This window comes from Pseudoxanthomonas sp. LjRoot143 (assembly GCF_964252945.1).
Taxonomy (GTDB): Bacteria; Pseudomonadota; Gammaproteobacteria; order Xanthomonadales; family Xanthomonadaceae; genus Pseudoxanthomonas_A.
Map to the genome: position 1 here is coordinate 1,128,652 of NZ_CAXUPM020000001.1, position 12,289 is coordinate 1,140,940.

11 protein-coding genes are annotated in these 12,289 nt (G+C 68.0%); 10 read left to right on the forward strand and 1 reads right to left on the reverse strand.

Annotated features, from left to right (window positions below; all coding sequences use genetic code 11):
• Window positions 1-243: 243 nt before the first annotated feature.
• From thrA to ACSQ1W_RS05275, 5 genes are read left to right on the forward strand one after another with little or no spacing between them, the layout of a single operon-like run.
• Window positions 244-2,736 carry a bifunctional aspartate kinase/homoserine dehydrogenase I gene (gene thrA / locus ACSQ1W_RS05255; protein ID WP_436042062.1) on the forward strand — a complete coding sequence of 831 codons (2,493 nt, stop codon included), beginning with the start codon at window positions 244-246 and terminating at the stop codon, window positions 2,734-2,736.
• Window positions 2,737-2,767: 31 nt separating this feature from the next.
• The gene (locus ACSQ1W_RS05260; RefSeq protein ID WP_436042063.1) at window positions 2,768-3,697 is read left to right on the forward strand and encodes a homoserine kinase; all 930 of its coding nucleotides are present in this window, start codon (window positions 2,768-2,770) and stop codon (window positions 3,695-3,697) included.
• A gap of 54 nt (window positions 3,698-3,751) precedes the next feature.
• Window positions 3,752-5,047, forward strand: coding sequence for a threonine synthase (gene thrC / locus ACSQ1W_RS05265; RefSeq protein ID WP_436042064.1), 1,296 nt, complete (start codon window positions 3,752-3,754; stop codon window positions 5,045-5,047).
• Window positions 5,048-5,056: 9 nt separating this feature from the next.
• A complete protein-coding gene (locus ACSQ1W_RS05270) occupies window positions 5,057-6,094 on the forward strand; it encodes a L,D-transpeptidase (protein ID WP_436042065.1) in 1,038 nt (345 codons plus the stop codon).
• Between the two features lie 56 nt (window positions 6,095-6,150).
• The gene (locus tag ACSQ1W_RS05275) at window positions 6,151-6,885 is read left to right on the forward strand and encodes a murein L,D-transpeptidase catalytic domain family protein (RefSeq protein WP_436042066.1); all 735 of its coding nucleotides are present in this window, start codon (window positions 6,151-6,153) and stop codon (window positions 6,883-6,885) included.
• A 7-nt stretch (window positions 6,886-6,892) separates the two neighbouring features.
• Here the strand turns inward: ACSQ1W_RS05275 and ACSQ1W_RS05280 are convergent, their stop codons facing one another.
• Window positions 6,893-7,753 carry an MBL fold metallo-hydrolase gene (locus tag ACSQ1W_RS05280; RefSeq protein WP_436042067.1) on the reverse strand — a complete coding sequence of 287 codons (861 nt, stop codon included), beginning with the start codon at window positions 7,751-7,753 and terminating at the stop codon, window positions 6,893-6,895.
• Between the two features lie 109 nt (window positions 7,754-7,862).
• On the opposite strand from ACSQ1W_RS05280, the gene ACSQ1W_RS05285 reads away from it, so the two are divergent.
• The 5 genes from ACSQ1W_RS05285 (at window position 7,863) to ACSQ1W_RS05305 (ending at window position 12,286) form a co-directional block, all read left to right on the forward strand.
• Window positions 7,863-8,339, forward strand: a complete 477-nt coding sequence (locus ACSQ1W_RS05285; protein WP_436042068.1) for an OsmC family protein — start codon at window positions 7,863-7,865, stop codon at window positions 8,337-8,339.
• Window positions 8,340-8,438: 99 nt separating this feature from the next.
• A complete protein-coding gene (locus tag ACSQ1W_RS05290) occupies window positions 8,439-9,473 on the forward strand; it encodes a LacI family DNA-binding transcriptional regulator (protein ID WP_436046105.1) in 1,035 nt (344 codons plus the stop codon).
• Window positions 9,474-9,602: 129 nt separating this feature from the next.
• Window positions 9,603-11,708 carry a TonB-dependent siderophore receptor gene (locus tag ACSQ1W_RS05295; RefSeq protein ID WP_436042069.1) on the forward strand — a complete coding sequence of 702 codons (2,106 nt, stop codon included), beginning with the start codon at window positions 9,603-9,605 and terminating at the stop codon, window positions 11,706-11,708.
• Window positions 11,709-11,738: 30 nt separating this feature from the next.
• Window positions 11,739-12,023 carry a hypothetical protein gene (locus ACSQ1W_RS05300; protein WP_436042070.1) on the forward strand — a complete coding sequence of 95 codons (285 nt, stop codon included), beginning with the start codon at window positions 11,739-11,741 and terminating at the stop codon, window positions 12,021-12,023.
• The gene (locus ACSQ1W_RS05305; RefSeq protein WP_436042071.1) at window positions 12,023-12,286 is read left to right on the forward strand and encodes a hypothetical protein; all 264 of its coding nucleotides are present in this window, start codon (window positions 12,023-12,025) and stop codon (window positions 12,284-12,286) included. The genes ACSQ1W_RS05300 and ACSQ1W_RS05305 overlap by 1 nt, the downstream gene beginning before the upstream one ends.
• Window positions 12,287-12,289: the final 3 nt, after the last annotated feature.

A 12,289-nucleotide genomic window follows, 5' to 3' on the forward strand; every position in this document is an offset into this window, starting at 1 on the left:
TCTCTTTCGCCATGCGCTCCCATGCACACCACGCGACGTTCCCGACATCGGCTCTTCCGCCGGCGGTATCGCGTGCAGGCGCCGGACGCACGGGTATTACCACCACCATTACCACCCTGACTCGTCGGGTGCGGTTGGTTGTGTTCGCGTAGTTCGCAGACCACGGCCCCGCACCCGGATCAGGATGCAGGGCCACCCGACTTCCTGATGCGTGCCGGGCCTCCTTACCGAGGTTCCTGACCCATGTCGTTCCGCAACGCCGAAGTCGAACAACCCAAACGCCGCACCGTCGTCCACAAGTTCGGCGGCACCTCCGTCGCCGATGCCGACCGCTACCGCCACGTCGCGCAGCTGCTCCTCGCCCGCGACGAGGACCTGCAGGTCACCGTCGTCTCCGCGATGAAGGGCGTCACCGACGCCCTGATCGAACTGTGCGAACTCGCCGCCGCCAACCGTCCGGAGTGGCAGGACAGCTGGCATGCGCTGCGCGCACGCCATCGCGGCGCAGCGGTGGCGCTGTTGGGCGAGGCTGCGGGGCCGGTGATCGAATGGGTGGACGAGCGATTCCAGCGACTGCACGAGATCCTCAACGCGCTCATCGTCATCGGCGGCCTGCCGGAGCTGGTCCTGCAGCGCGTGCAGGGCCTGGGCGAAGTGTGCTCGGCGCGCCTGCTGGGCGAGTACCTGACGTTGCAGGGCGAGGACTGCGCCGTGCTGGACGCGCGCGAGGTGCTGCGGGTCGACCACGGCGAGCTTGGGGTGGTGGTCGACTGGGAAACCAGCGCGCAGCGGTTGGCGGCGTGGCAGGCCTCGCATCCGCAACGCCGTGTGGTGGCGACGGGCTTCGTGGCGCGCGATCGCGAGGGCCGCTTCACCACCCTGGGACGCAACGGCAGCGACTACTCGGGCGCGATCTTCGCGGCGCTGTACGACGCGGCGGAGCTGCACATCTGGACCGATGTCGACGGCGTGCTGTCGGCCGACCCGCGCCTGGTGCCGGAAGCGGTGCAGCTGGAAGCGTTGAGCTACGACGAAGCCTGCGAGCTGGCGTACTTCGGTGCGAAGGTCGTGCATCCGCAGACGATGTCGCCGGCAATGGAGCGCGGACTGCCGATCATCATCCGCAACACCTTCCATCCGGAGCATCCGGGCACACGCATCACCGCCGAGCGGGATGCGGTCGGCCCGGTCAAGGGCCTCACGCTGAGCGCCGACCTGGCGCTGCTGAACCTGGAGGGCACCGGCCTGATCGGCGTGCCGGGCACCGCGGAACGCGTGTTTTCCGCCCTGCGCAACGCGCACGTGTCGGTGGTGATGATCTCGCAGGGCTCGTCGGAGCATTCGATCTGCTGCGTGGTCAAGGCCAGCGAGGCGGCGAAGGGGCAGGCGGCGCTGCTGGAGGTGTTCGCGCATGAACTGGACACCCGGCAGATCCAGCGCGTACAGCGCCGGGATGGTGTCAGTGTCCTGGCCGCCGTCGGCGATGGCATGGCAGGCACCCCGGGCGTATCCGCGCGGCTCTTCGGCGCGCTGGCCCACGCCCAGGTGAATATCCTGGCGATCGCGCAAGGCTCATCGGAACGCAATATTTCCGTCGCCATCGACAGCGCCGACGCCACCAAGGCCCTGCGCGCCGCACATGCCGGGTTCTGGCTGTCGCCGCAGACCTTCGCCGTCGGCGTGATCGGGCCGGGCAACGTCGGCGCCACGCTGATCGAACAGTTGCGCGCCGCGCAACCGCAGCTGCTGGGCAAGGCCAACCTCGACCTGCGCCTGCGTGCGATCGCCTCCAGCAAACGCATGCTGCTGGACGAGCGCAGCATCGGCGCCGACTGGCGTGCGCGCTTCGACGCCAGTCCGCAGGCGGCCGACCTGGACCGCTTCACCCAGCACCTGCTGTCGGCGCACATGCCGCACGCGGTGATCGTGGACTGCAGCGCCAGCCCGGAGGTCGCGGACCGCTACGCCGGGTGGCTGGCGGCCGGCATCCACGTGATCACGCCGAACAAGCAGGCCGGCGCCGGCCCGTTGGCGCGCTACCACGCGATCCGCGATGCGGCCGCGGCCAGCGGCGCGCGCTTCCGCTACGAGGCGACGGTCGGTGCAGGTCTGCCGGTGATCTCCACGCTGCGCGACCTGCTGGATACCGGCGACGCGGTGGTGTCGGTGGAAGGCATCTTCTCCGGCACGCTGGCGTGGCTGTTCAACAAGTTCGACGGCAGCGTGCCGTTCTCGCAGCTGGTCACCGAGGCGCGGGGCCTGGGCTATACCGAACCGGATCCGCGCGACGACCTGTCGGGTACCGATGTGGCGCGCAAGCTGGTGATCCTGGCGCGCGAGGCCGGTCGCGAACTGGCGCTGGAGGACGTGCAGGTCGAGAGCCTGGTGCCGGAAGCGCTGCGGCAGGCGAGCGTCGACGATTTCATGGCCCGGCTGGGCGAAGTGGATGCCACCTTCGGTGAGCGTCTGTCGAAGGCGCGCACGGCCGGCAACGTCCTGCGCTACGTCGCCCGGCTCGATGCCGAAGGCCGGGCGAACGTCGGCCTGGTCGAATTGCCGGCCACGCACGCGTTCGGCAACCTGCGCCTGACCGACAACATCGTGCAGTTCACCACCCGCCGGTACTGCGACAATCCGCTGATCGTGCAGGGTCCCGGCGCGGGCCCGGAAGTCACCGCCGCGGGCGTCTTCGCCGACGTACTGCGGGTGGCCGCGGGGCAGGGCGCGAAGCTGTGAGGCATCCGATGACGAAGGATCTGGAGTGGGCATGAGGCAGCAGGCAAGTGCGTTCTCGCCGGCATCGGTGGGTAATGTGGGCGTAGGGTTCGACATCCTGGGCCATGTGATCGAAGGCGTCGGCGATACCGTGACGGTCCGCCGCATCGAGGCGTCGGAGGTGCGCATCGCCGCGATCCGCGGCGCCACCGTCGACCTGCCGCTGGATGCGCCGGGCAATACGGCAGGCGCAGCGCTGATCTCGCTGCGCGAGGCGCTGGCGCTGCCGTTCGGTTTCGAGGTGGAGATCGAGAAGGGCATACCGCTCGGTTCCGGCATGGGCGGTTCCGCCGCCTCGTGCGTGGCCGCGCTGGTCGCGGCCAATGCGCTGCTCGACGTGCCGCTGTCGCATGAGGCGCTTTATCCGCACGCGCTGGTCGGCGAGGCGGTCGCCAGTGGCGGCAAGCACGGCGACAACCTGGGCCCCATGCTGTTGGGTGGCCTGGTGCTGTCCACGGCGGATCGTCTGGTGCGCGTGCCGGTACCTGAGCATTGGCACAGCGTGCTGGTGCACCCGGAGGCGATCCTGGAAACGCGGCGTGCGCGCGCCGCCCTGCAGGGCGCATACGAGCTGAAGGAGTTCGTCGCGCAGAGCGCCAACCTGGCACTGGTCCTGGCCGGTTGCCATGCCGGCGATCCCGCGCTGGTGCGCGACGGTCTGCGCGATGTCCTCGTCGAGCCACGGCGTGCGCCGCTGATCGTCGGCTTCGACGCGGCGAAACAGGCGGCATTGGAGGCCGGTGCGATGGGGGCCAGCATTTCCGGTGCAGGCCCCAGCGTGTTCGCATGGTTCGAATCGCGCAGGGAGGCGGAAGCGGCCGCGCCTGCGGTGCAGGCGGCATTCGCTGGCGTCGGCTTCGACAGCCAGGCTTGGGTGTCGCCGATCAATGCGACCGGCGCTGAACTGCTTTCCGCGAACTGACTCCCTTTCTCCGGCGTCCACGCTGCGCGCGGCACGCCTTCCCGACGGCAGACCATGAACTTCATCTCCACCCGCAACGCCGCTCCCGCCGCCACGCTCAGCCAGGCCATCGCCGCCGGCCTGGCGCCCGATGGCGGCCTGTACGTACCCGAAGCGCTGCCGACGCCGCGCACGCTCGTGGCCGGTCGTGATGTCGCCGACACGGCCGCGACGCTGCTGGCACCGTTCTTCGCCGGCGATGCGCTGGCGGCCGAACTGCCGGCGATCTGCCGCGAGGCGTTCGACTTCCCGGTGCCGTTGCGTCCGCTGGGTACGCCTGGCGATCACGTGCTGGAGCTGTTCCATGGTCCGACGGCGGCGTTCAAGGACTTCGGCGCGCGTTTCCTCGCCGGCACCATGGCGCGACTGCGTCGCAACGAAGCGAAGCCGCTGACGATCCTGGTGGCGACGTCCGGCGACACCGGTGCGGCGGTGGCGGCGGCTTTCCATCGCCAGCCCGGGTTGCGCGTGGTCGTGCTGTACCCGGACGGTCGCGTGTCGCCGCGGCAAGCGCATCAACTGGGGTGCTTTGGCGACAACATCACCGCCCTGCGGGTGGCCGGTTCGTTCGACGACTGCCAGGCGCTGGTGAAGCAGGCCCTGAATGACGTCGAGCTGCAGGCGCAGGCGCCGTTGAGCTCGGCCAACAGCATCAGCCTGGGACGCCTGCTGCCGCAGATGAGCTACTACGCGCATGCGGCGCTGACGCACCACGCCACGACCGGCCGCGTGCTGGACTTCGTCATTCCCACCGGCAACCTGGGCAACGCCATGGCGGCGATCCTGGCGCGCGCGCTCGGCGTGCCGCTGGGCCGCATCGTGTTGGCGACGAATGCGAACCGGGTGTTGCCCGATTTTTTCGCCGGGGGCGACTACGCACCGGCTGCCAGCGTGGCCACGCTGGCCAATGCGATGGATGTGGGCGCGCCCAGCAACTTCGAGCGCCTGCGCTGGCTTTATGCCGGCGATGATGCGGCGCTGCGTGCGGCGTTCACCTCGGCCAGCGTCGACGACGCCACGATCCGCGACGTGATCGCGCGGCGCAACCGCGACCATGGTGAAGTGCATTGCCCGCACACGGCGACGGCGGTGAAGGTGCTGGAAGATTTGCGTGTGCAGGGCGAGGCCGGTGACTGGGCCGTGGCATCCACGGCGCATCCGGCCAAGTTCGAGAGTGTGGTGGAGCCGCTGGTCGGTCGCGAAATTGATGTTCCGCCCGCGCTCGCCGACCTGCTCGCGCGGCCCGCCCATGCCGAGCCCGTTCCCAACGACTACGACGCGTTGCGGCGCGTGGTTCTCACCGGCCTGTAAGCTGCGCCGATGACACGCCTACTGCCCACACTCGCCCTTTCGATCCTGCTGGCGCTGGCGCCTGCAATCCGTGCTCAGACCGCGGCAGGTGTGTCGCCGCCCGATGTGCGAGCGCTGAAGCCCGGGGACTACCTCTGGTATCCTCAGATCGCGCCGGAGGGGCCGGTGGTGCTGGTAGTCAGCCTCGACGAGCAGCGTGCCTACGTCTACCGCAACGGCATCGCCATCGGCGTGTCGACGATCAGCTCGGGCAAGGCGGGCAAGGACACCCCGACCGGCGTGTTCACCATCCTGCAGAAGAACAAGGACCACCGGTCGAACCTCTATAACAACGCGCCGATGCCGTACATGCAGCGGCTGACCTGGGACGGCATCGCGCTGCACGGCGGTCACCTGCCGGGTTATCCCGCCTCGCATGGCTGCGTCCGTCTGCCGCAGGCGTTCGCCGAAAAGCTGTTCGGCATCACCCGCTTCGGCGATTCGGTGGTGGTGGCGAACGCGAAGGCGTCGCCGGCCAGCCTGGTGCATCCGGCGGTGCTCGCGCCGGTGACGGCCGGCGGGCAGGCGGCGCATCCGGACCTGTCGACCTACGAGGTCTACTGGAACGAGGCGGCGTCGCCCGAAGGCCCGGTCAGCATCCTGGTCAGCCTGTACGACCAGCGCGTATCGGTGCTGCGCAACGGCGTACTGATCGGCGCCGCGCCGTTGCAGATGGTGCGCGACTTCGCGCTCAACGGCACCGTGCTGCTGGTGATGACCACCGAGATGGAAGACATCCCGAGCCTGCTCGATCCGCAGCAGAAGGAACATCGCTGGGTCGCGCACCGCGTGCTGGGCGAGGCCGGCGCGCCGATGCCGCCGCTGCGTGCGCTGGGAGATTCGTTCTGGATTCCGCAGGATTTCGCCCGTCGCCTGTACGGCGTGCTGACGCCCGGTACCACGGTGCTGCTGTCCGACCTGCCGGGCGTGCGCGCAACCCCGGGTGACCAGCCGTCCGTGCCGGTCTTGGAATCGGACGAAGCCAACCCCATAACGGGCGTGCGCTGAGCCTTGCGGATGGAATCGGGACGCCGGCGTTTCTCTGTCGATACCCGAACGCTGTCATGAGTCGATTCCTCACGCTGCCGCTGTCTCTTGCCATCGCCGGACTGGCGTTCGTCGGCACGGTGCGTGCCGGATCCGCCTCGCCGGGATCATCCGAACCGCTGGTCGAGCGCCTGCATCGCGCCGCGCCATCGCTCGACCGCAAGGTGCTGTCCATGGCGGCACACGCGATGACGTGTTCGATCCGTCGCGGCGAGCCCGTGCCGATGCGCCGGCTCAGCGTGATCGATTATTCGTTGCCGTCGACGCAGCCACGTCTATGGGTGTTCGACCTGGAAGGCGCGCGGCTGCTGTTCGAAGAGCGGGTCGCGCACGGGCGCAATACCGGCGAAAACCTGGCGACGCGCTTCTCCAATGCCACCGGCAGCTACATGTCGAGCCTCGGCGCCTTCGTCACCCAGGAATCCTATCGCGGCGCCAACGGCTATTCGCTGCGACTGCAGGGCCTGGAGCCGGGCTTCAACGACAAGGCGCGCGAACGCGCGATCGTCATTCATGGCGCACCCTATGTCAGCGAGGCGCTGGTCAGCGCGCAGGGGCGACTTGGCCGCAGTCTGGGCTGTCCGGCGGTACGCGCAGCGGTGGCGCAGCCGTTGATCGACAGCATCCGCGGCGGTTCGTTCCTGTTCGCGTATTACCCCGACCCTGCCTGGCTGAAGCAGTCGCGCCTGCTCGGGGCGGATTGCGGCAATGGAGTCGCGGCCCATCCCGTCGCCTCCGCGGCGGGCGGTTGAACCACCTTCAGAGCTTCAGCGGGATCTTCAGGTAGCGCCGGCCGTTGGCTTCGCTTTCGGGCAGTCGGCCGGCGCGGATGTTGACCTGCAGCGAGGGCAGCAGCAGCGTCGGCGCGGACAGCGTCGCATCGCGCGCCTCGCGCATCGCCACGAAGCTGTCCTCGTCCACGCCCCCTCCCACGTGCACGTTGCGCGCCTTCTCGTCGGCGACCGTGGTCTCCCACGCATAGTGGTCGCGTCCCGGTGCCTTGTAGTCGTGGCACAGGTACAACGTGGTCTGCGGGGGCAGGGCCAGGAGCTTCTGGATCGAGCGGTACAGCGTGCGTGCGTCGCCGCCGGGGAAATCCGCGCGTGCGGTGCCGTAGTCGGGCATGAACAGCGTGTCGCCGACGAACGCGGCCTCGCCGATGCGATAGGACACGCAGGCCGGCGTATGACCGGGCGTATGCAGCACTTCCACCTGCAGGCCGCCCAGCGGAAACACGTCGCCGTCGCGGAACAGGCGGTCGAACTCGCGGCCGTCGCCGCTGACATCGTCCAGCCCGAACACCGGCGCGAAGGTGCGCTGTACCTCGGTGATGCGTTCGCCGATGCCGATCGGCGCGCCGGTCTTCTCCTTCAGGTAGGGCGCGGCGCTGAGGTGATCGGCGTGCGCATGTGTTTCCAGTATCCACTGCACCGACAGATCATGGTCGGCAACGAAACCCAGGATTGCGTCGGCTGACCGATGCGATGCGCGGCCGGACCGGTGGTCGTAATCCAGTACCGGGTCGATGATCGCCGCATGGCGGGTGGACGGGTCCCAGACCACGTAGGTGATGGTGTTGGTGGCCTCGTCGAACCAGGCGTGCAGGGCAGGGATGGCCATGAGGCCTCCGGCTACGATGTCGACCGGCATTCTACGTCCTCGCACGTAAAGCCAAGCCGCTGCCGCCGCGCGATGCGATGATGGCGTCGGGACCAGCCAGGGAATCGCCATGAGCGACACGCAGACCATCCGCCTGACACTCGAACAGGAAGACGACTACGCCTTCCGCATCCGTTTCGACGAGACCACCATCGCCGACCTGCTGACCGACGAGCCGGCCCCGCTGGGCAAGGGCGAGGGGCCGAATCCCACCCGCCTGCTGCTGTCGGCGGTCGCCAACTGCCTGTCGGCCAGCCTGCTGTTCGCGCTGCGCAAGTTCAAGAACACGCCCGGCAAGCTGGTCACGCAGGCGACTGCGGACCTGGTGCGCAACGAGCAGGGGCGGCTGCGCGTGGGGCATATCCACGCCGACATCCAGCTGGCCGAGGCGGGCACCGCGCATGCGTCGCTGGAGCGGATCCTGGCCCAGTTCGAGAATTTCTGCGTGGTGACCGAGAGCGTGCGCCACGGCGTCGAGGTCTCGGTCAGCATCACCGACGCGGATGGCGTGCAGTTGCATGGTGCGGCGCGGACATCTGTCAGCTGAGAGGGCTGTAACCGGTTACGCCGCTGCGCCGGGGTCGAACCGCTGCAGGCGGCGTGTCATCATCGGAGCTCCTGCCTTTCGTCGTCGACACCATCCGTGATTGCGCCCATCAAGGGAAAGGCCACTTCGCTGGACATCGCCCATCTGGCCGGCGTGTCGCAGCCGACCGTGTCGCGTGCCTTGCGTGGCAGCCCGATGGTCAACGAGGAGACGCGCAAGCGCATCCTCGCCATCGCAGAACAGTTGAACTACAAGGTCGACAAGAACGCCTCCAACCTGCGCCGTCAGCATTCCGGCACGCTCGCGCTGCTGTTCTTCGAAGACCCGACGCCCGACGAGTCGGCGATCAATCCGTTCTTCCTGTCGATGCTGGGCAGCATCACCCGTGCCTGTGCATTGCGGGGCTACGACCTGCTGATCTCGTTCCAGCAGCTGTCCAACGACTGGCAGGCGGACTACGAGGACAGCAAGAAGGCCGACGGCATCATCCTGCTGGGCTACGGCGACTACCTGGAATCGCGTGGCCGGCTGGAGCGGCTGGTCGAGCAGGGCACGCACTTCGTCCGCTGGGGCGCGGTGCAGCCGGGCACGCCGGGCGTATCGATCGGCTGCGACAACACCCAGGGCGGCCACGACATCACCGGGCACCTGCTGGCGCAGGGCCGTCGCCGCATCGCCTTCCTGGGGCATGCGTCGAACCACTATCCCGAGTTCTTCGAGCGCTACCTCGGACATCGCCAGGCGCTGGAGGCGGCCGGGTTACAGACGGATCCGGCGCTGCAGGTCGATGCCATCACGACCGAACAGTCCGGGCAGGAGGCCGCCTGCGAGCTGCTGGCGAGAGGTGTGGCCTTCGATGCGGTGTTCGGTGCCAGCGACCTGATCGCGGTCGGCGCCATGAAGGCGTTGCTGGATCGCGGCTTGCGGGTGCCGGAGGACGTGGCGGTGGCCGGTTTCGACGACATTCCGCTGGCAAGTTTCGTCAACCCGGGTCTGTCGACCGTGCAGCAGGACACCAAGCGGGCGGGTGCGCTGCTGGTGGAGAGCCTGCTGGCCCTCATCGACGGGGAGCCGGCCGAGAGCCAGACCATCCCGGTCCGGCTGGCCCTGCGAGGTTCCACGGCGCTGAAGTGATTGCCTGAACAGGGCTGCCGGCCATAAAATAAGAATGATTCTTATTCTGGCTGGCGCCGGGCATTGCCCGCGGCCTGATGTCGACCGGTAGGCGGCGACACGGGCACCGGCCGTCTCCGAGCCGTCCCCATGACCCGCACCACGTCCTTCCGTTCCCTCAGTCTCGCCATTGCCGTTGCGCTGGCGACACCCGGCCTCGCACTGGCCCAGACCGCTTCCGATGACGCCGCCACGCTGGACGCTGTCCAGGTGCAGGCGCCGATTCCGAAGGACACCGGCACCGCCACCAAGACCGCGACGTCGCTCAAGGAGATCCCACAGTCGATTTCCGTGGTCACCTCGCGCCACATGCAGGATCGCGGCATCCACGGTGTCGAAGAAGCGGTGTGGTTCACCGCCGGCGCCCAGGGCGGCGCTTACGGCAGCGACAGCCGCAGCGACTGGCTGCTGGTGCGCGGCTTCACGCCGGCGCGCTACATGGATGGCCTTGCGCTGCCGGAAGGCTCGGGTACCGGCATCACCCGCATCGAACCTTATGGCCTGGAGCAGATCGAGGTCCTGAAGGGGCCGGCTTCCGTGAACTACGGTGCCATGCCTCCCGGTGGTCTGGTCAACTACGTGAGCAAGCGTCCCACCGAAGACACGCTGCGCGAAGTGGAAGTGCAGGTGGGCAGCGACGACCTGCGGCAGGTTGCGGTCGACTTCGGTGGCAAGCTCAACGAGAGCGGCACGCTGCTGTACCGCCTGACGGCGCTGGGTCGCAACAGCGATACGCCGGTCGACTACATCCACGACGATCGCTACTACGTTGCGCCGGCCATTACCTGGAAGCCGGACGAAGCCAACGAACTGACGGTACTGGCGCGTTACCAGAAGGCCGACACCAAGGCGGGCGCCGGTTTCCTGCCTGCAGCGGGCACCTTGCTGCCGAACCCGAACGGCCGGATCAACCCAAGCCTCTACACGGGCGAGCCGAACGCGAACGACTACGTAAAAACGCTGAAGTCGCTGGGCTACGAGTTCCGCCACGACTTCGGTGGCGGCGTGGCGTTCAACCAGAGCGCACGCCTGATGGATTCGGAAGTCGAACCCAGCATCACCGTCGGCACGTTCGGCCTGCTTCCCGACCAGCGCACCCTGTCCCGTTACCTGTGGTCCACCCGTGAAGACGAGAAGACCTTCGGTCTGGACAACAACCTGCAATGGAAATTCAGCACGGGCCGCGCCGAACACACACTGCTGGCCGGCCTGGATTACCGCCGCGGGAAGTGGAGCTACGACTCCAATTTCGTGTTCGCCGCCACGGGCCTGGACGCCTACAACCCGGTGTACGGTTCCATGCCGAATCTGGCGCCGACCTTCGATCCCGTCACCACCGCCAGTACCCGCCAGACGCAGAAGCAACTGGGCCTCTACGTGCAGGACCAGATCAAGCTGGATCGCTGGGTGTTCACCGTGGGTGGACGGCAGGATTGGGTGGGCACGGACACGAATGGTGGCCACCAGAGCGATGACAAGTTCTCCGCGCGCGTCGGCGTGAACTACGTGTTCGACAATGGCCTGGCCCCGTATGTGGGCTGGTCGCAGTCGTTCCAGCCCACCATGGGTGCGGACTTCTTCGGTCGCGCGTTCGAGCCGACAACCGGTGAGCAGATCGAAGCCGGCCTGAAGTACCAGCCCGCCAACGGCAAGGTGCTGGCCACCCTGGCGCTGTACGAGGTGACGCAGGAGAACACGCTGACCATCGACCCGGATCCGACCCATCCGCTGTTCCAGATCCAGCAGGGCGAAACCAAGGTGCGCGGCGTGGAACTCGAGGGTCGCTGGAACATCGGCCGCGGCCTGAGCGTCTACGGTGCGTATGCCTACATCGATTCGGAAGTGACCAAGAGCAACGACCTGGCGACGCTGGGCAAGCAGATCGCATTGCAGCGCAAGCACTCGGCGTCGGCTGGCGGCGACTACACCATCACCAGCGGTGCGCTGTCCGGGCTGGGTTTCGGTGCCGGCGTACGCTATACGGGCAAGCACTACGGCGATGCGCCGAACCTGTGGGAAACGCCGTCGTATACGCTGTTCGACGCGGCCGTGCATTACGACTTCTCCAACTGGCGCTTCCAGTTGAACGTGCAGAACGTCGGCGACAAGGAGTACATCAGTGCGTGCAATGCCGTGTACTGGTGCTACTACGGCTATGAGCGTTCGGTCTCCGCGACGGCGCGGTACCAGTGGTAAGCCACCGATAGTCGCCGGCCAGCCATTGCCATGCCTTCACTGTCTATCGTGGCCGCCGTCCTCGCCGCCGTGCTCTCGGCGGCGGGCCTGTATGCCGGCTCACGCCATTGCCGTTGGGATGCGTGGCGCCGCCTGGGGCGTGCCGGCACGTGGGCCGGCGTGCTGCTGGCGGTCGCGTCGCTGGCGCTCTGGATCCACACACTCGGCGCCGGCGCCGGCGTCTGCGCCATGCTGGGCACCTGGATGTTCGCGATGATGGCATTGCCCTACATCGCCGGCATGCGGGTCGAACACGCCGCGCGGGGTGATGGCTGATGTGGGCGCGTGCGCTGGCCGGTATCGTGCCCGGATTCTTCCTGTCGGCCGCCATCGTCGGCCTGGTCAGTTGGCTGCTGCCGGGGCCGTGGCAATCCACGCTGGTGGCCGGTGGTCTGGTGTTCTTCCCGGTGTGGGTAGGCGTGTTCTGCGCGGGCTTCCAGTTCCGCAGCGGCGCGCGCGCCTGGGTGATCTACAGCCTGGCATCGGTGCTGGGGCTGGCGGCGTTGGCGCTGCTGCGCCATCTGGACTGGGTGCAGTAGGAG